18 protein-coding genes are annotated in these 18,772 nt (G+C 62.0%); 10 read left to right on the top strand and 8 right to left on the bottom strand.

Features of this window, described 5'->3' with window-relative positions; translation table 11 throughout:
- Nucleotides 1-163 precede the first annotated feature (163 nt).
- The 3 genes from ACVOLR_RS15740 to kduD all read left to right on the top strand — a co-directional run bounded on the left by ACVOLR_RS15740 (nt 164) and on the right by kduD (nt 3,816).
- Nucleotides 164-1,741, top strand: a complete 1,578-nt coding sequence (locus ACVOLR_RS15740; RefSeq protein ID WP_481537270.1) for a family 43 glycosylhydrolase — start codon at nt 164-166, stop codon at nt 1,739-1,741.
- 24 nt (nt 1,742-1,765) lie between these two features.
- Entirely contained in the window at nt 1,766-2,842 is a 1,077-nt protein-coding gene (locus ACVOLR_RS15735) for a LacI family DNA-binding transcriptional regulator (RefSeq protein ID WP_481537269.1), read from the top strand.
- A gap of 218 nt (nt 2,843-3,060) precedes the next feature.
- Entirely contained in the window at nt 3,061-3,816 is a 756-nt protein-coding gene (gene kduD, locus ACVOLR_RS15730) for a 2-dehydro-3-deoxy-D-gluconate 5-dehydrogenase KduD (protein WP_481517474.1), read from the top strand.
- Here the strand turns inward: kduD and ACVOLR_RS15725 are convergent.
- Entirely contained in the window at nt 3,813-4,148 is a 336-nt protein-coding gene (locus ACVOLR_RS15725; protein ID WP_481537268.1) for a hypothetical protein, read from the bottom strand. The genes kduD and ACVOLR_RS15725 overlap by 4 nt on opposite strands.
- Nucleotides 4,149-4,271: 123 nt before the next feature.
- Here ACVOLR_RS15725 and ACVOLR_RS15720 point away from each other — a divergent pair, with 123 nt between their 5' ends.
- Entirely contained in the window at nt 4,272-4,910 is a 639-nt protein-coding gene (locus tag ACVOLR_RS15720; protein WP_481537267.1) for an RpiB/LacA/LacB family sugar-phosphate isomerase, read from the top strand.
- A 157-nt stretch (nt 4,911-5,067) separates the two neighbouring features.
- Entirely contained in the window at nt 5,068-6,255 is a 1,188-nt protein-coding gene (locus ACVOLR_RS15715) for a GDSL-type esterase/lipase family protein (RefSeq protein WP_481537266.1), read from the top strand.
- A gap of 13 nt (nt 6,256-6,268) precedes the next feature.
- Here the strand turns inward: ACVOLR_RS15715 and ACVOLR_RS15710 are convergent, their stop codons facing one another.
- The gene (locus ACVOLR_RS15710) at nt 6,269-6,835 is read right to left on the bottom strand and encodes a hypothetical protein (protein WP_481537265.1); all 567 of its coding nucleotides are present in this window, start codon (nt 6,833-6,835) and stop codon (nt 6,269-6,271) included.
- Nucleotides 6,836-7,260: 425 nt separating this feature from the next.
- Here ACVOLR_RS15710 and ACVOLR_RS15705 point away from each other — a divergent pair, with 425 nt between their 5' ends.
- Entirely contained in the window at nt 7,261-8,010 is a 750-nt protein-coding gene (locus tag ACVOLR_RS15705; RefSeq protein WP_481537264.1) for an outer membrane beta-barrel protein, read from the top strand.
- Between the two features lie 46 nt (nt 8,011-8,056).
- Here ACVOLR_RS15705 and ACVOLR_RS15700 read toward each other — a convergent pair whose 3' ends face one another.
- Nucleotides 8,057-8,986 carry a LysR family transcriptional regulator gene (locus ACVOLR_RS15700; RefSeq protein ID WP_481537263.1) on the bottom strand — a complete coding sequence of 310 codons (930 nt, stop codon included), beginning with the start codon at nt 8,984-8,986 and terminating at the stop codon, nt 8,057-8,059.
- Between the two features lie 137 nt (nt 8,987-9,123).
- Between ACVOLR_RS15700 and ACVOLR_RS15695 the strand changes: the two genes are divergently transcribed.
- Complete coding sequence (locus ACVOLR_RS15695) at nt 9,124-9,831, top strand: pirin family protein (protein ID WP_481537262.1); 708 nt, start codon at nt 9,124-9,126, stop codon at nt 9,829-9,831.
- A 46-nt stretch (nt 9,832-9,877) separates the two neighbouring features.
- On the opposite strand, the gene ACVOLR_RS15690 is transcribed toward ACVOLR_RS15695, so the two are convergent.
- The 5 genes from ACVOLR_RS15690 to ACVOLR_RS15670 form a co-directional block, all read right to left on the bottom strand.
- Entirely contained in the window at nt 9,878-10,759 is an 882-nt protein-coding gene (locus ACVOLR_RS15690) for a hypothetical protein (RefSeq protein ID WP_481537261.1), read from the bottom strand.
- A gap of 752 nt (nt 10,760-11,511) precedes the next feature.
- Entirely contained in the window at nt 11,512-12,162 is a 651-nt protein-coding gene (locus ACVOLR_RS15685) for a DUF2894 domain-containing protein (RefSeq protein ID WP_481537260.1), read from the bottom strand.
- Complete coding sequence (locus ACVOLR_RS15680; RefSeq protein WP_481537259.1) at nt 12,159-12,809, bottom strand: OmpA family protein; 651 nt, start codon at nt 12,807-12,809, stop codon at nt 12,159-12,161. The genes ACVOLR_RS15685 and ACVOLR_RS15680 overlap by 4 nt, the downstream gene beginning before the upstream one ends.
- Nucleotides 12,810-12,814: 5 nt before the next feature.
- A complete protein-coding gene (locus tag ACVOLR_RS15675) occupies nt 12,815-14,902 on the bottom strand; it encodes a DUF802 domain-containing protein (protein ID WP_481537258.1) in 2,088 nt (695 codons plus the stop codon).
- Nucleotides 14,903-14,912: 10 nt separating this feature from the next.
- The gene (locus ACVOLR_RS15670) at nt 14,913-15,629 is read right to left on the bottom strand and encodes a DUF3348 domain-containing protein (RefSeq protein ID WP_481537257.1); all 717 of its coding nucleotides are present in this window, start codon (nt 15,627-15,629) and stop codon (nt 14,913-14,915) included.
- Nucleotides 15,630-15,835: 206 nt separating this feature from the next.
- Here ACVOLR_RS15670 and ACVOLR_RS15665 point away from each other — a divergent pair, with 206 nt between their 5' ends.
- The 3 genes from ACVOLR_RS15665 to ACVOLR_RS15655 all read left to right on the top strand — a co-directional run bounded on the left by ACVOLR_RS15665 (nt 15,836) and on the right by ACVOLR_RS15655 (nt 18,766).
- Nucleotides 15,836-18,049 (top strand): TonB-dependent siderophore receptor, encoded by a 2,214-nt coding sequence (locus tag ACVOLR_RS15665; protein WP_481537256.1) that lies wholly within the window; start codon nt 15,836-15,838, stop codon nt 18,047-18,049.
- Nucleotides 18,050-18,179: 130 nt separating this feature from the next.
- Nucleotides 18,180-18,467 carry a hypothetical protein gene (locus ACVOLR_RS15660; protein WP_481537255.1) on the top strand — a complete coding sequence of 96 codons (288 nt, stop codon included), beginning with the start codon at nt 18,180-18,182 and terminating at the stop codon, nt 18,465-18,467.
- Nucleotides 18,464-18,766, top strand: coding sequence for a hypothetical protein (locus tag ACVOLR_RS15655; RefSeq protein WP_481537254.1), 303 nt, complete (start codon nt 18,464-18,466; stop codon nt 18,764-18,766). Before ACVOLR_RS15660 ends, ACVOLR_RS15655 begins: the two co-directional genes overlap by 4 nt.
- Nucleotides 18,767-18,772: the final 6 nt, after the last annotated feature.

Raw genomic sequence — 18,772 nt, 5'->3', positions numbered from 1 at the left:
GGGGGGGGGGGTGCTTTTGTGTCCCCTCCCCCCCCGCTGGCTGGGGGGGGGGGCGCGCGGTGCGGCGTGGTTCAGGCGGGGGGGGGGGCGCGGGGGGGGCCCCCCCCACCCCGCTGATACCGCGAGAGCGTCCGCGCCTTTCGCCTTCCATCTGGAGAAAACGATGAACGTGACCCGTACCTTGGCCGCGCTGGCTACTGTTTGCCTGCTTGCCGCCGCGCCGGCCTGGGCCGCCGATGCACCGATCAGCGCGAAGCGCGGTATCGAACATCAGCGCATGGCCGATCTGGGCAATGGCAGTTTCCTCAACCCGGTGTTGGCCGGTGATCACCCGGATCCGTCGGTGCTCAAGGACGGTGACGACTACTACCTCACCCTGTCCTCGTTCGATGCCTATCCGGGCCTGCCAATCTGGCATTCGCGCGACCTGGTGAACTGGCAGCCGCTGGGCCATGCCATCACCACCAATGTTGGTGCGATCTGGGCGCCGGACATCATCAAGCACGGCAGTCGCTACTACATCTACTTCCCGGCGCGCACCGGCGAGTCGCGCAGCAACTTCATGGTCTGGGCCGATGACATCAAGGGCCCGTGGAGCGAGCCGATCGACATCGGCCTGTCCGGCTACATCGATCCCGGCCACGCGGTCGGCGAGGACGGCAAGCGCTACCTGTTCCTGTCCGGCGGCGACTACGTGCAGATCAGCGACGACGGCCTGAGCGTGGTCGGCAAGCCCAAGCATGTCTATGACGGCTGGCGTTACCCGGAAAGCTGGGATGTGGAGGCCTACGCCCAGGAAGGCCCGAAGATCAGCCAGCGCAATGGCTGGTATTACATGACCACCGCCGTCGGCGGCACCGCCGGTCCACCGACCGGGCACATGGTCATCACCGCACGTTCGCGCTCGATCCACGGGCCGTGGGAAAACGCGCCAAACAACCCCATCACCCGCACCGTCAACCGTGACGAGCCGTGGTGGTCGCGTGGCCATGCCACCTTGATAGAAGGCACCGATGGCCGTGGCTGGATGATGTACCACGGCTACGAGAACGGTTACTGGACGCTGGGCCGGCAGATGCTGCTGGAGCCCATCGAGTGGACCGACGACGGTTGGTTCGTGGCCAAAGGCGGCGATCTGGGTACGCCGCTGCTCAAGCCTTCCGGCGAGGCGCTGCCGCATGGCATGGCGCTGTCGGACGACTTCAAGGGCGGCAAGCTCGGCCCGCAGTGGTCGTTCTTCAACCCGACCCGTGACGAGTACCAGCGGCTTTCCTTCGACAAGGACGGGATGAGCCTGCAGGGCAAGGGTACGACCCCGCGTGACAGCTCACCGCTGACCGCCATTGCCGGCGACGTCGCCTATGAGTTTGAAGTGGAAATGGACATCGAGCCGGGTGCCTTCGGCGGCGCGCTGTTGTATTACAGCGACCGCCTGTATGCCGGCGTAGGCAGCAATGGCGAGCAGTTCATTCTGCACCGCTATGGCGATGAGCGCCCTACCCGGCCCCAGCCCAGTGCCACCGGCGGCAAGCTGTGGCTGAGGGTCACCAACAACCGCCACATCCTCACCGTCCACACTTCCAAGGACGGCCGCAGCTGGCAGAAGTATCCTGTTCAGATGGAAGTCTCCGGCTACCATCACAATGTGGCGGGGAAATTCCTTGCGTTGAAGCCGGCCATCTATGCCGCTGGCAACGGCAAGGTCCATTTCCGCCAGTTCCGCTACCGTGCTCTGGATTGAGTGCGGCCCGATAGAATGCCCGTCATGAACGGTTTCAAGGACATCGCCTTGCGCAAGAAAGCCGACGCCGCCACAACGCCCCAGTCACTGGGGCGGCCTGCCACCATCAACGACATCGCGCGGCTGTCGGGTGTTTCCAAGAAGACGGTCTCGCGGATCATCAACAACTCGCCGCTGGTGCGCAAAGACACCCGCGACAAGGTTGAAACCCTGATGCGCGAAGTCGGCTACACGCCTGATCCACTGGCGCGTGGGCTGGCGTTCCGGCGCTCGTTCCTGATCGGCATGGTCTACGACAATCCCACCGCGCAATACGTGGTGGACATGCAGAACGGTGCGCTTGACGCGCTGCGCGGCTCCACCTTCGAGCTGGTGGTGCACCCCTGCGACACCCGCAGCCCTGGCTATATCGAGGGCGTGAAGCGTTTCGTGCAGCAGCAGAAGCTGCATGGCGTGATCCTGGTGCCGCGTGCCTCCGAAGACCAGGCACTGGCCGACATGCTGGACGAGATCGGTTGCCGCTTCACCCGCATTGCCGCGTTGCCGCTGGATGAAACCTCGCAGATGGTGATCACCCATGACCGCGACGGCGCGGCCGAAGCGGCTGATTACCTGCTGTCGCTGGGCCATCGCGACATTGCCCTGATCACCGGCCCCACCGCCTACCGCTCGGCGCACGAACGCACCGCCGGCTTCCTTGAAGCCTTGGAGCGGCGTGGCATCGAGCTGCCGCCGGCGCGCATCATTGAGGCCGGTTACACCTTCGAGTCCGGTGTGGCCGCGGCCGAGAAACTGCTGCTGGGCAAGCAGCGCCCGACTGCCATCTTCACCGGTAACGATGAAATGGCCGCTGGCGTCTACAAGGTGGCGATGCGTGCCGGCATCAGCATTCCACGCGAGTTGTCGATCGTTGGTTACGACGACAGCCCGCTGGCCTCACGGCTGTGGCCATCGCTGACCTCGGTACGCCGCAACACCCGTGACACCGGGAGAACAGCGGCCGCGATGCTGATCCAGCCCGAGGGCAAGACCGCCATGCCGATGGCGAGCGTGCGCCCGCATCTGATCGTGCGCGATTCCTGCCAGCCGCCGCAGGACTGATTGTCCCCAAGTTTTTGTTTTACAAAGGGAATTGCTTATCTTGCAGTGCAAAATGACACCGGTGGCCATAATTGGCTAGAATCGTCTGGCAGGCCCGCAGATTGCAGCGGCGGGCCACTGGACAGATGCGCTGACCGGACCAATACCGGCGCCATCGCCCCGCTCCGGCGCCAGCCGCCGTCAGCACCATCGAACTACCGCTCTGGGAGAGGAACACCATGACGAATCCATTCAGTCTCGAAGGCAAGGTCGCACTGGTAACCGGTGCCAATACCGGTCTGGGCCAGGGCATCGCGCTGGCGCTGGCCGCCGCCGGTGCCGACATTGCCGGTGCCGGCATCGTCCCGGCCGACGAGACCGCCGAGAAGGTACGCGCGCTGGGCCGCCGCTTCCTCAACATCGAAGCCAACTTGATCAGCATCGAGCCGGTTGAGCGCGTGGTTGCTGAAACCATCGCCGGCCTGGGCCGCATCGACATCCTGGTCAATAACGCCGGCCTGATCCGTCGCGCTGACGCGGTGGATTTCAGCGAGAAGGATTGGGACGACGTGATGAACGTCAATATCAAGTCCGCGTTCTTCATGAGCCAGGCTGCAGGCAAGCAGTTCATCGCCCAAGGCAGCGGCAAGATCATCAACATCGCTTCGATGCTGTCCTTCCAGGGCGGCGTGCGGGTGCCGTCGTATACCGCCTCCAAGAGCGGCATTGCCGGCATCACCCGCCTGCTGGCCAATGAGTGGGCAGGCAAGGGCGTGACCATCAACGCCATCGCCCCGGGTTACATGGCCACCGACAACACCGCGCAGCTGCGCGCTGATGAAGACCGCAACAAGGCGATCCTGGACCGCATTCCGGCCGGCCGCTGGGGCAAGCCGGAAGATCTGGGTGGTACCGCGGTGTTCCTCGCGTCGAGCGCGTCGGATTACGTCAACGGCGCGATCATTCCGGTGGACGGTGGTTGGTTGGCGCGCTAAGGATTGAAGGTGGTTAAGCGGAAGCTGAAAGGCAGGTACGAAGCGTAAAGCTGAAGAGCCAGAAGCGCCCTCACCCCTACCCCTCTCCCGCAGGCGGGAGAGGGGAAAGCAAGAGCCAAGGCAGGAGCAGAAGCAACAGCCAAGGCCAAAGCCAAAGCAACAGCCGAAGCAAAAGCCGAAGCAAAAGCCGAAGCAACAGCCGAAGCAACAGCAGAAGCAACAGCAGAAGCAAAGGCAGAAGCAAAGGCAGAAGCAAAGGCAGAAGCAGAAGCAAAGGCAGACGCGACAGCGATAGCGAGCGCAGGCAGCCAAGCTGCAGTCGCGCGCAGCACAGATTTCCCTTCTCCCGCATGCGGGAGAAGGTGCCCCGGAGGGGCGGATGAGGGGAGCTCCTGCTTCTGCACTTGCTTCCACCTCATAACCAACAACGTTTCCCCCTAATTGAGAGTCACGCAATGAAAATCGCATTGATGCAGGAGTTCAGCCAGGCCGCCAAGAACCCGGTGGTGCTGGAGCAGCTCAACACCGTCGCCGCCGCACAGGGCCACGACGTGTTCAACGTTGGCATGGACGGTGACAATGATCACCGCCTGACCTACATCCATCTGGGCATCTGCGCAGCACTGCTGCTCAACGCCAAGGCCGTGGATTTCGTGGTTGCCGGTTGCGGCACCGGGCAGGGCGCGATGATGTCGCTCAATGCATGGCCGGGCGTGTACTGCGGCTATTGCATCGAGCCGACCGACGCCTTCCTGTTCGCCCAGGTCAACAGCGGCAACGCGTTGGCACTGCCGTTCGCCAAGGGCTTCGGCTGGGGCGCGGAAATCAACATCCGCTACATCTTCGAGAAGGCATTTGCCGGTGAGCGCGGCCAGGGTTACCCGGCCGAGCGCAAGGAATCGCAGATGGCCAATGCCGGCATCCTGGCGCAGGTGAAGCAGGGCGCGTCCAAGGACTTCGTCGAAGGCCTGAAGTCCATCGACCAGGAACTGGTGAAGCAGGCCGTCGGCGGCGAGCGCTTCCAGAAGGCGTTCTTCGACAATGCGCAGGACGACAACATCGTCGCCTACGTGAAGAGCGTGCTGGGCAAGTAAGCCCACGCATGCAGTAGCGCCCTTGCGGGCAGACAAGGGCGCCCGCGGGCGCCTTTGTTGTTTGTGGACATGGATGCACCCGCCGACATTTCGCAACGCTGGATACCAGCCGTTCTCACCCCAAAAGGGGAGAGGGGCTTAAAGGCAAAAGCAAAGCATGAAGAATCGAGTCTTTCTTCCATTCATCCTCGGCGCCATTTTTTCCAGCGCCCACGCCAACGAACCCATCCACCGCATCTTCATAGCCGCAGATTCCACCGCTGCCAGCTATGGCCCGGAACGCGCACCACAAGCTGGCTGGGGCCAGGTGCTGCAGAGCTGGCTCGACGACAGTCAATGGCAGGTACGCAATCATGCGGTCGGCGGCCGCAGCACCCGCAGCTTCATCAACGAAGGGCGCCTGGATGCAATCGGGAAGGAACTGCAGCCAGGCGACGTACTGCTGATCCAGTTCGGCCACAACGATGCCAAGTTGGAAGATCCAACGCGCTACACCAATCCAGACAGCGACTATCAGCAATTCCTCTCGCGCTATATCGCCGCTGCACGTGCGAAAGGCGCGACGCCAATCCTGATCACCCCCGTCGCGCGCCTGCTCTACGACTTCGGCGCACTGCTGGATACGCACGGTCGCTACACGCAGGCGATGAAACACGTTGCCAGCGAACAGAATGTGCAGCTGATCGATCTCAATGCCAGTTCGATGGCGTGGATACGCGCGTTGGGTGAGCAGGGCGCCAAGCCCTACTTCATGTTCGTGCCCGAGCAGAACAAAGCCGATGGCACCCATTTCAGCGTAGCCGGTGCAACCGCGGTGGCGTGTCTGGTGATGCGCGGTTGGGTGGAGATCGCGCCACAACTGAAGCCCACACTAAAGCGCGACATCGATTGTGGTGCTATCAGCGCAGGGCAGGGTGCTGCGAACCCTACGCCGAACGCTGCAGCCCCTGCAGTTGCCACACCAAAGCAGGATGCAACCAACCCGCACGGTTCGCAGGTCATCCGCGAGCAGGACATCGCTCGCCAGCAACCGGGCCCGCACGGCGGTGCCGGTCCAACCACCGCTTACTCGTTCTTCGCCGACGTCAGTGATCTGCCCTTCGTCATGCGCAAGCGTGTGCTGCATAGAGGTGCCGGCATTGGCCTGCACCCGCAACACAAGGATGAGATCTATTACATCGTCAGCGGCCGCGGTCTCTATGTGTTGGACGGCAAGCAATACAACGTCGGCCCCGGCCACGCTCTGCTCACCCGCAGCGGCAGCAGTCATGCCCTGCAACAGACCGGCGAGGACGATCTGGTGGTGATGCTGGCGTATCCAACCTCGACGAACTACGCGCGCTGAGTCGACTGCGTGCTCATTCTGGCTGTCGGGCCAATAACTCCCAATTGCGATCCGGTTCGAAACCGGTTTCCTTGAGGAAGTCAGAGAACGTGCGGTAAAAATCACCTGGTACCGTAGTGTGTACGCCATCCCACTCAAGTTGACCGCAGGTCAAACAGATCTCCATGCGTTGAACAAGTTTTTTCCCGCGGAAAAATTCCAGGCGGTGGTGAGGGATGTAGACGCACGCCGCCACATACGATGCAACATGGGGTGACATCGCTGCCAGCCGATTCCGCAATCCAGAGACCTGCGCTTCGGAAAGCTCAACACGCTTGTAGCTTCGCTCTCGACTGGGTGGATCATTCGGGCCGGGTGTTGTTGGGAAGTCGGTTTCAAAAGAGTGTTCAACCAGTACGACGCGGTCGGCGTGTTCCAGTGCTGCCATGACCTCCGTGATAAAGGGTTGCCCCTGATCGTTGGGAACTTCATCGGCCAACGCATCATCCGGCAAGACTGCAGCAACGTCGGCCACGGGCGCCGGTTGCCGGGCGCATGCGCAGGCGAGCAATGCCGTGATGAGGATCAGTGATCGAATCATGGAAGGATTCCCGTTGTTGTCCTGTTTATTCTGCCAGGGGGGCTTGGGAGTGATTGCTATCGGTCAGTTGAGTGCAGAAAAAACGTTGGCCGGACAGCAAGGCCTTGGGTTGGGAGATGCTTGGATCTGAGTCTAGCGGAGGAGGGGGGGGCCCAGCGACGCGCTGATTGCGCGGCTCGGAGGCAATCCATGGCAATCCATGGCGATGCGCCGCAGCGATCGGCTACGACATCGTTTCAATATTGCCGTTGTATCGGTACCTGTGTGCAGGTCGGAGCTGCCGTTGCTGGGTTGGCTTGACACCGCCTTGAGCGCGCCCCAATGTGCCTTCCCAAGGGGCTTCCGATCCAGATAACTGCCTGTCCTGCGGGCGCGGCGGTTCGGCTCAGGAAGGATGGAATACGCATCATCCAGGATGGAAACCGATGAAGAAGCACAGCCTTACCGTACTCGTTCCGTTGTTGCTGCTGACTGCCGGCGCTGCCGATGCGCAGTCCATTTCCAAGGGTTGGGCTGCCTACCGCGCCCAGCAGACCGCCCCAGCCGCTACAGCGCCAGCGCAGCCTCCAGTGGCCGGCGAGACTGCGGCGCAGGTGACTCCTGCTTCGCCCATCGCCCCGACACCGGCAACGGCACCCGCACCCGCACCCGCACCCGCACCGCAATGGGGCGGCCCATCGTCCAAGCGCGAGCAGCCGCAGTCGGGCTTCTTCGTCGGCGTGCAGGGCGGTGCCGGTTGGGTGTACGAGGACGTCGACCAGCGTGCGGTTTCCGCCAACGCGGGCTACCGCTGGCAGATCGAGGATTTCGCCCAGGTGGGCATCGAGCTTGGTGGAGGCAAGCTGCGGGAAACGCACGAGAAGGACTTTCTTGCACCTGAGGTCAGGTTCACCAACATCGGCGCGAATGCGCGTTTCAGCTTTGGCAGGAACAGCGCGTGGTTTGGCACCGTGCGTGCTGGCTACTGGCGTGCCAAGTCGGATGACTACTGGGGCAAGGTCAGTACCGACGGTCTCTACGCGGGCCTGGGTGTTGGTGTGGACGTCAGCCGCCACTTCAATCTGCAGCTGACGTACACCGGCTACCTGTACTCGGCGGACTACAACTACAACGACGAAGAGTACGAAGTGAATGGTGCCGACACACTCACTTTGGGTGCGGAAGTCCGCTTCTGATTGCCTGCACGCCGGTCGTTGCGGATCGGCTCATGGGTACGTTCGATTAGATGCCATGCCGGCCTGGTGCCGCCCATGGTTCCTTTTCCAAACGCAGCGCCAGGTAATCGATCAAGGCCTGCACCCGAGCAGGTCTATGCAGGCCGGGCGGGGTGATGATGTTCAGCGCCAACGGCTCGACCTTCCAGTCGTCCATGGCGGTCTGCAGGCGGCCGTCGCGCAGTTGTTCCCAGACCAGGAACTCCGGCTGCAGGGCCAGGCCGAGTCCTGCCTGCAGGGCGGCATCGAATATGTCGGCATTGTTGGCCTGCAGTTGGCGCGGCACGGTCTGTGCGAACTCGCCATGGCGCGGGTGGCGGAAGCGCCATGTATTGCCGCTGCGGGTATAGCTGTACTGGAAGCCTCGGTGTTGGACCAGATCACGCGGATGGTTGGGGCGGCCGTGCGCTTCGAAATACGCGGGTGATCCGACCAGCAGAATGCGGACCTGGCATAGCTGGCGTGCGCGCAGGCTGGAGTCGGCAAGTGTGGAGATGCGCAGCGCCATGTCGAAGCGCTCGGCCACCAGGTCCACCATCTGATCGCTGAGCTGGATATCCAGTTCCACGTCCGGGTGCGCCTGCATGAAGGCCGGCAACAGCGGTGCCAGCCGCGACACGCCGAACGACATCGGTGCCGCCAGCCGGATCAGGCCACGCAGCGCTGCCGAACGGTCGGCTATTTCGGCTTCGACCGCCTCGCCTTCATCGAGGATGCGTACTGCGCGCTCCAAGGCCGCTTCCCCCGCGGCGGTCAGCGACATGCGCCGCGAAGTACGGTGGAACAGGCTGGTGCCGATACGCGTCTCCAGCCGGGTGATGGCCTTGGAGACGGTTGCCTGCGACAGCTGCAGCTCCTCGGCGGCGCGGGCGAACGAGCCGGCTTCGGCGACCTTGGCGAAGATCGCCCAAGCTTCCAGGTCAGGCAGGCGGTTCATGGCGGCGGCTCGCAGGGCAGGGTGGGGCGATCATGTCACAAATGGAAAGAATGCATTTCCATACTTTCTATTCTCGACATTGAGGTGCAGGCCTAGACTTGCCCCCATCGAAACCCCACTGCTTTCAGGAGAACGCCATGATTGAACGTCGCCCATTTGCCAGCCTCGGTGGAGCCAATCACGGTTGGCTCGATGCCAAGCACCACTTCTCGTTTGCCGAGTACCAGGACAACAAGCGCATGAACTGGGGCGCGATGCGGGTCTGGAACGACGACATCATCCAGCCCGGCACCGGCTTTCCGGCGCACCCGCATGCCGAGATGGAAATCATTACCTATGTGCGCGAAGGCGCCATCACCCACAAGGACGACCAGGGCAACCAGGGCCGTACCGAAGCCGGCGATGTGCAGGTGATGAGTGCCGGTACCGGCATCCGCCATGCCGAGTACAACCTGGAGGCGGGGGTCACCAAGATCTTCCAGATCTGGATCTTCCCCGACCAGCGCGGTGGCAAGCCGTCCTGGGGCAGCAAGCCCTTCCCCAAGGGCGAGCGCTCGGGCCGCTTCATCACCCTGGCCAGCGGCATGGAAGGTGACGACGATGCACTGCCGATCCGTGCCAACGCCCGCGTGCTGGGCGCCACGTTGAAGGCCGGCGAGAGCACCGAGTACCACTTCACCGACAGCAACCGCTACGGCTATCTGGTGCCGAACACCGGCAAGGTCGACGTCAGTGGCGTGCTGCTGGAAGCCCGCGATGGCGCTGCCATCAGCGGCGAGACCAGCATCCGCATCACTGCGTTGGAAGATTCCGAGTTGGTGCTGGTGGATACCACTGCGCTCTAGTGCCGGCTAATGCACGAAAGCCGATTAAGATGATCTTGCCGGACGGCTATATTTCTATGAATTGTGCTGGTATCGCGTTCAAGATCCAGCATTCTTGATGAATGTAGCGAACACTAAGCTCGCTTTCATACCTTGTGGTGATCGCGTCATAATTCAGCCTCAACATCATATTGACGGGGTCGGCTTCGTGGGCCGTCTGGGCCTGAGTCCATTGGCTGTGCATATGCATTGAGCGGACAAAGGATCCGATTTTCATAGCCTTATTCTGAAAGCTCGAATTGGCTCCCGCATACTTATGCGAATCCATGATGGTGAACTTCCCATCACCATCAACATCGATTGGTGATGAGATCCACTTAAAGACGTTTAATATGAATATATTTGCTATCCAAGAGACATTGCCCTTGGGTAGGGTCTCTTGTGTTGAGAGGCTGATGCTTTCGTGAAGATTGGTTGCCCCAATAAAAATCACGTCTGGTTCACCCTCTTTTTTTCTTCCAGCGCCTATGAAATTGAAAACGCCGGCGTAGCATTGGCCGAGATAAATTATTGATTTCTCTAAATTATTCGATGACTTTATGCTTTTCAAAAGTGTGTGTGGGGATATTGGTGGATTCGCGTCTATTCCATTGATATTTCCATGGCCCGTGACAAACATGACAAGGTTTGCATGCTCGTTTGCCTGCTGGTCTTTAAAGAAAAGAGCTGTTTCCATGATCTGATATTCATGGTCGCTGCCCGTTGAGACGAGCTGTGCAATTGAGTGGCGGTCACTTCCATCGATATATATTCTTATATCATCTTGAGATATGCCCGCTAGCTCTAAGCAGTGTAATCCAAAGGCAATGTCCTGAATGTGCCGATCTTCAGGTTCGGAGCTGGATGCTAAAAATAAAACCCATTTTGTTCGTGATGAAATAAGTCCCATTCATTCCTCTCTATTTATCGAGCAACCGCACGACTCAGATTGCTCTGGGAAGGGGGGCGAGGAAGGTCGGAGAAATAGAATAACTCGTCAATTTTTACATTCTCATGTAGCTCCGTCATATCTTTTAGTATTTGGCCGTCGGCGCCTATGCGGAATATCTTCTCGTTAACTTTAAGGTAGAAGTAATTTGAAATCTGGGGCTTCTCATCGCTATTTGTTTTAAAAAGAAGCCACTGTCCGAAATTGATGCATTCCTTAATGGGATTCTCAATTAGTGGTAGATCTGCGGATAAGAGCGCGCTGATTTTCATCCTGAAGTTCCCTTGGTTGGATATAGCCCCCCCCGCGGTTGATGGCGGTCGCCGTGAGGAGGGCTGTATGTGTAAGACATAGATAGCGTTTTCCTGTCGCTGAAGTTGAGACTGATGCTGGTTTAGTGAAAATCTTGCGAAAGCAAGTTTCGTTCCAATCTCTGTGCAAGCTTCACTATGGTCGAAAGCTTCCAAATATTTGTATGTCTACGTTATATGGGGAAAGACGTAAAAGCACCACCAATAGGTATCTTTTTTTGTGGTTTCATGGAAGATCATCGAGGAAGAAAAAAGCCTGTTGTCAGAGTTGGGCTTCGCATCTCTAGCCGATCAGACTCGCGCAAACGGCAAAGGCGCGGATATCCGCGCCTTTGCCGCTCTTTTCGCTGTCGATTCATCCGCAAGCCAGAAAGCGCTGGCAATGCGCCGCAGGCCATACGCTCACACTTTCTTGCGGCTGGCCTTGCGCTTGCTGGCGGCGCGGGTCGGCTCGACCACGGTGTCGGTGCCGCTGACCGGCTCCATCCAGGTGAGAACATCCACGTAGGCGATGAAGTGCTGCAGATACTCCGGTGACACTTCCTGCATCAATGCCATTGCACGGTAGGTGAGCACACTGGAGTGCAGCGGGCCAGCGTCTTCGGGCAGCGAATCCAGACATTGGCGCAGCAGGCTGTTGATGCGGATGCGGCTCCACAATTGCTGGAATTCATCCAGCGCCGGCATCAGCGCGGTGTCTCTGACATCACTGACATCGGTGGAATCGATACCGTCGCTGACGGTGTTGGTTGCGCGCAACGGCAATTGGTACCGCAAAGGGTCCGCTGCCAACTGCAGCAGCAGTGCCTGCAATGGACTTTCGCTTGCGGTGCTCGCAGCGGGCACAACATCGGCCTCAGCGACAAGCTGCGCATACGCATTGATCAACAGCGACAGGCGTGCATCCAACTGCGCGCGTGCGCTGCCCGCGTAGCGCTGTGCGCGCTGCGCCAGCGCCACGATCAGCTCGAAGCGCGGCGGATCGAAACGATCGGCACCGCTTTCGCGCCATGCCTGCAGCTGTGCAAGTGCTGCCGAATCAGCGGGCATCATTGCGCGGCATCGGCCTTGCCGTCCTGCTTGGGACGCGGGATCGGCGCGATCTCCACACGGCGATTCTTTGCACGGCCAGCTTCGTCATCATTGCTGCTGACCGGCTGCTCGGCACCGAAGGCAGCGGCGAATACCGACTGCGACGGCACGCCGTCGGCGATCAGGGTACGGGTGACCGTGAGTGCGCGTGCAGCCGACAGCTCCAGATTGTCGGCGAAGCGGCCATGGACCACACGTACCGGTTGGTTGTCGGTGAAGCCGCTGACCATCAGGATCTCTTCGCGCGAACCCAGATAGTCCCGCAATGGAGCTGCGATACTCTGCAGCAGCTCGCGGCCTTCCGGCTGCAGCTGGTCGGAGTTGAGCGCGAACAACACGCTGCCGCTGATGCCGATGCGGCCGTTGATCACGGTGACGCGGCCAGCCGCCAGCGGTGCAGCCAAAGCCTGTTCCAAGGTCTTGAGCTTGGCGGTCTGCTCCTGACGCTGCTTGACCTCTTGATCCAGGCGGTTGTGCAGCAACAACTGGATGCCGATCACGCTGGCCAGGATCAGCACGAAGGCACCGAGCAGTACCGACATCAGGTCGCCGAATGCAGCCCAGGTGGTGGCGCTGGATTCGGCGTCGAATTCGATTTCGTCGCTCATCGCGCTCAGGCTCCGGCGTTTTCGCGGGCTTCGGCCAGCTGCTGCAGTTCGCCGATGATCTGCTTCTGCGAGAGCATGCTCAGGTCCACCACTTCGCGCGCCTGCGCGACGTAGTAGGCCAGCTGCTCATCGCTGCGGGTCAGCGACTTGTCCAGCGCGCCTTCAATCAGCTGCAGGCGTTCGTTCAAGGCCGAAGTGGACTGGCCAAACAGCTGCACGGCGCTGCCGAAGGCATCGCCGAGGCTGGCCATCTCGACCGCGCTGGCGGTGACGTTGGCGGCGGCGTGGTCGAGCTTGCTGGTCTCGTTCTCAAGCTGGCTGCTGAAGCGGCTGCCGACGCGTTCGAGCAGATCGGCCGAGGTGCTGACCAAGGCGTCGACTGCGCTGCGCTGTTCGGTCGATGCGTGGGTAACCGCGCCGAGCAGGGTCTCCAACGTGGACAGCAGGTGGCTGCGTTCTTCCAGCATGGCGGTGTCGCGGACCATGCTGTCGGACAGCTTCTGGCGCAGCTCGGCCACCACTTCGGCGGCGGCACGCGGTGCTTCCGAAGCGCTCTGCACCAGACGCGAGATCTCGGCGATGGTGTCGCGCGCCTGCGCCTGCTGCTGCTCGCTCATGCTCTGGGTGGTCTGCGCCAAGCTGTCGCAGATCTGCTGCTGACGCTGGGCGACTGCCTCGCCGTTGCGCTGCCAGCTGCTGTCCAGCGTGCCGACCATTGCCGTTAACGTCTGCGACCACTGGCCAAGGCGCTGTTCGTCGCGCTCGGCGAAGGCACTCTGCAGTTGTTCGTGCGACTGCTGTAGCGAAGACAGCAACGACTGTGCGTGTTGCTCGAATGCAGACGACGCGCTCAGCAAGGCCTGTTCATTGCGCTGTGCAAGTTCGTCATGTGCGTCGTGCTGCTTTGCCAGCGCATCGCGCCACACCTCGGCGGTGCGGCCGACGTTGTCTTCCATGCGCGCGGCGACGCCATCAATCAAGCTGTTGGAGCGCTGCTCGAAGTTGCTGCTGAACTGTGCAAGCGCCTGCTGCAGCTGTTCGTTGAGCGCGCTGTTGCTGCGCTGCTGTGCGTCCAGTGCATTGCTCCAGCTGCTGCCAGCGATTGCTGCCGCACTCTGCACGGCGGCGTTGATGCCGTCGAGCTGCTTGTGCACGGCGCTGTCGATGCTGGCGTGCAGGGCGTTGGACTTGTCAGCCAGGCCGGCCATGGTTGCATCGACGACGGGCTGCAGTGCTGCGCCAACGGCATTGGCTTGCTGGCTGATACCGGCCTGCATTGATTGCTGCAGTGATGCCGCCAGCTGCGTATAGGCAGCTTCAGTGCGCTGGTGGAATTCCTGCTGGCTGGCCTGCAGGCGTTCGTTGTTGCTCTGATGCTGCTGCTCAAGGCTGCTCATCATCGACTGCAGGCGCTCGACCAGGGTCGGCATCAACGCGTTCTGTTCCTGCAGCAGGCGGAAGGTCTCGCCGCGCTGGAAACTCTGCGAGTGCGTGCGCAGCTGGCTGGCGATGCCGGCATCCAGTTCCTGTACGGTCTGCGCGCGCTCACGGCGCAGCAGGGCCGAGAGCAGACCGAGCGCGGCCGAGCTGGCAACACCGGCAATCGAGGTGCCGAAGGCGAAACCCAAACCCTTTACCGGCGCGGCCAGCGAGCTGCGGATTGCATCCAGGTCGGTAGCGCTTTCCAGCGCCAGGCCGGTGCCGCGCAGAGTGGCCATCATGCCGAGCAGGGTGCCGAGCATGCCCAGCAGCACCAGCAGGCCGACCAGATACGGGGTCAATGCAGGTGCGGGCAGACCGACGCGTTCGCCCTGTACACGTAGCCGCACTGGACCGCGCAGGCCCGGCTGCAGGCGGCTGAGCCAGCCATCGAGGTTGTCTGCCGCTTCGCCGATGGCCGGCAAGGCCTGCTGCAGGGTGCTGGTGGCCTGGCGGTAGCGGAACAGTTCCACCGCACCGGCCAGATAGCAGGCGGCGATGATCGCGGCGACCACGGCGGCCAGTGGATGGGTGCCGGCATAGCCGACGCCGATCCAGCACACGGCCAGCAGGCCAACAAGGAAGACAACGACTGCAACGAGGTTTCTGGACATGAGGTACGGATTACCGGGTGCGTAGCGCTGCGAGCAGGCCATCGATGGGGTGGAAGCGGACATCCAGTTCGGCCAGCAGCGCGATGCGCAGGTCTTGCCGGAACGTGATCAGCCAGGGGCCGGTGGGTGCCGCGGTGGGATCCGATGCGGCTGCATCGGCGGGGTCATGCGCGGCTGCAGCGAGCAGCCGTTGGTAGTGCAGGCCGAGCAGCACCGGCACATGGGAAAGCAGGCTGTATTCGCGCGGGCTGAGGGTGGCTTCCATCACCGCGTCGACTTCGGCCAGGCGTGCCTTGGCCGGGGATTGGCGGGCCAGCATGTCACGCAGGCGGCCGCGCAGGCGACCGCTGGCGGTCTGCATGGCGCGTTGCTGGTTCAGGTAGTGCTGGCGGTAGGGGGCGAAGCCGGGTGGCAATTCGGCGTCGGCAGGGGCTGGGTTGCGCGGCGGGCTCAGGTCGATCTCGGCCTGGATGGCCTCCACCAGCTTGGTCCGCGCATTGGCGTATTCAGCATCCTGCTCCGGCGCGTAGGCGGGACCGGGTTCGGGCTCCGGCGGCGGGTTGTCCAGCGCCTTGGACAGGGTGATGGCACGGTTCCAGTCGAACCATTGCGCCAGCCGCTCCGGCACCGCAGGCGCCGCAGGGGAAGCTCCCTCGTCGTTGAATCGGGCCAGCAGGCGAATGAACGCCGGGCCCAGAACGGGCGCCCGTTCGGATGCTTTCGCCATGGTCCTGACTAAAAATTGGCCATTTTACATGCTGGCGCAAAGCGCGCTTTGGGCCGGGTATTCAGGCCTCGGCTGGCGGGACCAGAGCAGCTGGCAGAACAGCCAGTGCCAGCGGTGTTGTTGCGAATGGTTATTATTTACTATAATCGGCACATCAGCCGCTGCCCGGGCAGTCAGCCAATACTTCTGTCTGTGCAGGTTGATCCGTGTCCCTCCCCCGTATTTCCGCCGGCCTCCGTCCGGCCTTGCTGTCCCTTGCCGTCGTCTCGGCGCTGTTCCCGCTTGCTGCCATCGCCGCCGAAGCCGAAGCGGCTGCCGACGCGCAGACCCTGGATACGGTGCGGGTCAACGCTTACCGCACCACCGGCCACACCTCCGGCGCGACCAAGACCGATACCGCCATCGCTGAAACCGCACAGTCGGTATCGGTGATCGCGCGTGAGGAGCTGGACGCACGTGGCGTGCAGAACCTCAACGAAGCAATGCGCTACGTGGCCGGCGTGTCGCTGGAAAGCAGCGGCATCGACAACCGCGTCGATGACTTCCGCATCCGCGGCTTCGACGCCGGTAGCTGGGCCAACAATGTCACCATCGACGGCATGCGCGCACCGCAGGGCAGCCAGTGGAACCGCAGCATGGTCGACAGCTGGAACCTGGATCGCGTGGAAGTGCTGAAGGGCCCGTCAGCGGTGATGTACGGGCAGGTGGCTCCGGGCGGCATGGTCAACCAGGTCAGCAAGACGCCGGTGCCGGACCAGCAGCAGGTGCTGCGCCTGGGCATCGATGGCAATGGCCAATACAGCAGTGCCTTCGACGTTGGCACCGGAACGGATGACAACCGCCACCTGCTGCGCCTGGTCGGCCTGTACCGCGACGGTCAGACCCAGATCGACCGCACCGAGCAGCAGCACTGGTTCCTTGCACCCAGCTACACCTTCCAGATCGCCGAGCGCACGCGTCTGACCCTGCTCGGTCTGTACCAGAAGGACGACGGCGGCTCGACCTACCAGTTCCTGCCGATGGACGGCACACTGCGCCCCACCGCTTACGGCTACATGAAGAACACCACCTTCATCGGCGAGCCCAACTGGAACACCTTCGATCGCACCATCTGGACCGCCGGTTACCTGTTCGAGCACAGCTTCAACAGCAACTGGACCCTGAGCCAGAGTGCGCGCCATACCGATGTCGAATCGGTATTCCGCACGGTGGTGACCAATGGCGGCCTCAACGCTGATGGTCGCACCCAGAAGCGCCGCGCTACCTGGGGCGAAGGCGACTCCAAGGGCGAGACCGTCGATACCCGTTTGACCGGCAAATTCAGCACCGGCGTCGCCGAGCACACCGTGCTGTTCGGCGTGGATTGGCAGAAAGCCGATTGGACTGGCGCACGTGGCGCGATGACCAACCCGGCCGATATCGACATATTCAATCCGGTCTATACCAACTACGTGCCGGTCACCACCAGCATCAATTACAGCGGCGGCATCAACCGCCAGACCGGTGCCTACCTGCAGGACCAGATCGCCATCGACAAGTGGCGGCTGACCTTCGGCGGCCGTTACGACTGGACCAAGGACGACACCTGGACCCAGGCATATACCGTGGCCACCAACACCTACCGCGCAGTGGTGCCGACCAAGGTCAAGGACAAGTCGTTCACCGGCAATGCCGGCATCCTGTATGTGGCCGACAACGGCTTTACCCCGTACCTGAGCTACGCCGAGTCATTCCAGCCGGCGGCCACCAACGTCAACATGAGTTACACGCAGACGCCGTTCGACCCGGTGACCGGCAAGCAGTGGGAGGCAGGGCTGAAGTATCAGCCGGCTTCGTTCGATGGCCTGCTGACGCTGTCGGCTTACGACCTGCGCCAGCAGAACATCGTCACCAATGATCCGATCAAATCGCACAACACCTGCGGTGCCGCTGGCAATGCAGATTGCCAGGTGCAGGACGGCGAAGGTCGCGTGCGTGGCGCCGAGCTGGAAGGGCGCATCACTCCGCTGGAGGGCTTCAGCGTGATCGGTGCGGCCAGCTGGATGGACTCGGAAGTCACCCGCAGCAACAACGGCTATACCGGCAAGCAGCTGGCAATGGTGCCGGACTGGACGGCGGCGTTGTGGGCCGACTACACCTTCCTCGCCGGTGGCCTGGAAGGCCTGAGTGTTGCGGCCGGCGTGCGCTACAACGGCCGCAGCTATGGCGACAGCGCCAACCTCTACCTGATCCCGTCCTACACCTTGTGGGACGCAGCGATCCGCTATAACGCCGGCCAGCATGGCGCGGTCGGCACGCAGTTCGCGCTCAACCTAAGCAACCTCACTGACAAGCGTTTCGTCTCCACCTGCGGCGGCGTGTCGTCCTGCTACTACGGCACCGGCCGTACCGTCACCGCCACCGCACGTTTCAGTTGGTGATACCCGCGCGGCGCCTGCGCATTCATGCAGGTGCCGCGAGCGCGTCCAGCGAAGAGCCAGACATGATGAAGACTTCCTATCGCATGCGCGCCAGGCATTGGCGCGCGACCACGAATAGCAGGCAGGTGCCATGAACCTGTGGCTGGGCATCGCCGGCACCTTGGCCGGAATCGTTGGCGGACTGCTGCTGTACGTTGCTTCGCCACAGCAACAGCTGCGTGCCGCCGGGCCGTGGCCGAAGCGGCATGCATGGTGGCCGGGCACGTTGCTGGTGGTGCTGTCGCTGTCGGCACTGTGGCCGTTGCTGGCGCCGCTGGAGGCAACCGCCAGCTGGTTGGTGTTGCTGATGCTGGTGTGGTCGCTCGCGCCGTTCCTTGGTGCGTGGCGCGCACGCGTGCGTGCGGGGCGGTCGGCATGAGCACGGTGAAACCGCGGCTGGAAAGCCGCCACTGGTTCGGCAAGACCTGCGCGGGCGTGGCGCTGGGATTCGGCTTGGCACTGGCGCTGTCCGGCCTGTTCGCATGGCTGGGCCCTGACGGCATCAATGCCGGCGGCGGCAAGAACCAATTCAACATGTGGCTGATGGCACCGATCTGGGCGACGGTGCTGTCCTTCGTCTACCTGTTCCGTAGCAGCCTGTCTGCCTGGCTTTGGTTGGGGGCAGCCAATGCGCTGGCCTTCGCCGCGCTGTGGCTGGTGCGTGGAGTGATGTCATGAAGGTGG

Source organism: Stenotrophomonas sp. STEN030 (genome assembly GCF_056759995.1).
Note: the sequence above shows the minus strand (reverse complement) of the source record. Positions and strands in the feature narration are given on the sequence as shown.

Excerpts from the sequence above, each read along its gene's own strand:
- ACVOLR_RS15740 (WP_481537270.1), top strand. The coding sequence starts at position 164 with ATGAACGTGACCCGTACCTTGGCCGCGCTGGCTACTGTTTGCCTGCTT.
- ACVOLR_RS15735 (WP_481537269.1), top strand. The coding sequence starts at position 1,766 with ATGAACGGTTTCAAGGACATCGCCTTGCGCAAGAAAGCCGACGCCGCC.
- kduD (WP_481517474.1), top strand. The coding sequence starts at position 3,061 with ATGACGAATCCATTCAGTCTCGAAGGCAAGGTCGCACTGGTAACCGGT.
- ACVOLR_RS15720 (WP_481537267.1), top strand. The coding sequence starts at position 4,272 with ATGAAAATCGCATTGATGCAGGAGTTCAGCCAGGCCGCCAAGAACCCG.
- ACVOLR_RS15715 (WP_481537266.1), top strand. The coding sequence starts at position 5,068 with ATGAAGAATCGAGTCTTTCTTCCATTCATCCTCGGCGCCATTTTTTCC.
- ACVOLR_RS15710 (WP_481537265.1), bottom strand. The coding sequence starts at position 6,835 with ATGATTCGATCACTGATCCTCATCACGGCATTGCTCGCCTGCGCATGC.
- ACVOLR_RS15705 (WP_481537264.1), top strand. The coding sequence starts at position 7,261 with ATGAAGAAGCACAGCCTTACCGTACTCGTTCCGTTGTTGCTGCTGACT.
- ACVOLR_RS15700 (WP_481537263.1), bottom strand. The coding sequence starts at position 8,986 with ATGAACCGCCTGCCTGACCTGGAAGCTTGGGCGATCTTCGCCAAGGTC.
- ACVOLR_RS15695 (WP_481537262.1), top strand. The coding sequence starts at position 9,124 with ATGATTGAACGTCGCCCATTTGCCAGCCTCGGTGGAGCCAATCACGGT.
- ACVOLR_RS15690 (WP_481537261.1), bottom strand. The coding sequence starts at position 10,759 with ATGGGACTTATTTCATCACGAACAAAATGGGTTTTATTTTTAGCATCC.
- ACVOLR_RS15685 (WP_481537260.1), bottom strand. The coding sequence starts at position 12,162 with ATGATGCCCGCTGATTCGGCAGCACTTGCACAGCTGCAGGCATGGCGC.
- ACVOLR_RS15680 (WP_481537259.1), bottom strand. The coding sequence starts at position 12,809 with ATGAGCGACGAAATCGAATTCGACGCCGAATCCAGCGCCACCACCTGG.
- ACVOLR_RS15675 (WP_481537258.1), bottom strand. The coding sequence starts at position 14,902 with ATGTCCAGAAACCTCGTTGCAGTCGTTGTCTTCCTTGTTGGCCTGCTG.
- ACVOLR_RS15670 (WP_481537257.1), bottom strand. The coding sequence starts at position 15,629 with ATGGCGAAAGCATCCGAACGGGCGCCCGTTCTGGGCCCGGCGTTCATT.
- ACVOLR_RS15660 (WP_481537255.1), top strand. The coding sequence starts at position 18,180 with ATGAACCTGTGGCTGGGCATCGCCGGCACCTTGGCCGGAATCGTTGGC.
- ACVOLR_RS15655 (WP_481537254.1), top strand. The coding sequence starts at position 18,464 with ATGAGCACGGTGAAACCGCGGCTGGAAAGCCGCCACTGGTTCGGCAAG.